Origin of the sequence: Verticiella sediminum (assembly GCF_007558815.1) — a bacterium.
GTDB classification, from domain to species: Bacteria; Pseudomonadota; Gammaproteobacteria; order Burkholderiales; family Burkholderiaceae_B; genus Verticiella; species Verticiella sediminum.
In genome coordinates this window covers 1-1,099 of record NZ_VLTJ01000043.1, presented here as the reverse complement: position 1 = coordinate 1,099, position 1,099 = coordinate 1, and the positions used below count along the sequence as shown (strand labels likewise).

2 protein-coding genes are annotated in these 1,099 nt (G+C 62.4%); one reads left to right on the top strand and one right to left on the bottom strand.

All coding sequences use genetic code 11. From position 1 onward, the window contains the following. The coding region (locus FOZ76_RS26425) for a flagellin (protein WP_281283048.1) at positions 1-263 on the top strand (263 nt) is incomplete at its 5' end. A gap of 89 nt (positions 264-352) precedes the next feature. Here FOZ76_RS26425 and FOZ76_RS26420 read toward each other — a convergent pair. Beyond that, complete coding sequence (locus FOZ76_RS26420) at positions 353-676, bottom strand: hypothetical protein (protein ID WP_143951296.1); 324 nt, start codon at positions 674-676, stop codon at positions 353-355. Positions 677-1,099 lie beyond the last annotated feature (423 nt).

Here is a 1,099-nt window from a genome sequence, read left to right as displayed (position 1 = left end):
TGGCCGCGCTGGACGCCGCACTGCAAAAGGTCGACGACCTGCGCAGCCACCTGGGTGCGATCCAGAACCGCTTCGAGTCCACGATCTCCAACCTGAACAACACGGTCAACAACCTGTCCGCAGCCCGCTCGCGCATCGAAGACGCCGACTATGCCGTCGAAGTCTCCAACATGACCCGCGCGCAGATCCTGCAACAGGCCGGCACCTCGGTTCTGGCCCAGGCCAACCAGGTTCCGCAAGGCGTGCTCTCGCTGCTGCGTTAATCGCAGTAGCGCGGTTGCTCGCGGCCCGGGCCCTCACGTCCCGGGCCGTGCGAAGCCTGCTTCCTCAATAAGCCCCAGGCGCCGCCGCCTCACCACCAATCGTAGTTGGCGGCATGGCGGTGTCGGACATAGAAAACCGGATCGAAGCGGGGTTCAGTGAACCAGCGGCACATCATGCGCTGGTTGTGATGCCCCATGCGCCGCTTGTATCCCTTGCGAAATGCGCGGGGCGCAGACGAGCGCTGGCTCATCGACGTGTAAGCGTCCGCGTGGAAGCGTGCAAGGGTACGGCGTCCTGCCTTGGTATGCCGATCCAGCGGCACGAAGGCGGAAGGATCGACTTCGCGGAAGTAGACGCGCAGAACATCGCGGTACTCATGGCGCATGTTCTTGCGCCGGTAAGTACGTGACATGGGTAGCTCCAGAGTTGATAGCTACTTCATGTCGGCCTCCTGTCCCTGGCGGATGTTGACACTGAGAGACGGGTGTCCGTCCTGATTCAGGCCGCGCCGCAACTTGGTCATGGGCGGTGGCAGCAGCCACGGGAAGTCGGACAGGTCGCCCCAGTACCCGCAGCTCCTCACCGCGCGATCCAGTTCATTCAGGATGACCTGCGCATAACGCGCGAAACACAGCCCCTGCAGACCCTAAAACTCAAAACGATAACGGCCGGCGAATGGGCCGACCGTTGGTGTACGTTCGTCAAGTGACGTACATCACGCATCCCACAGCCTGGGATACAAGACCTAGGCCGTGGGAACCACCGTTCTATCGCGATTAACGCAGCAGCGAGAGCACGCCTTGCGGAACCTGGTTGGCCTGGGCCAGAACCGAGG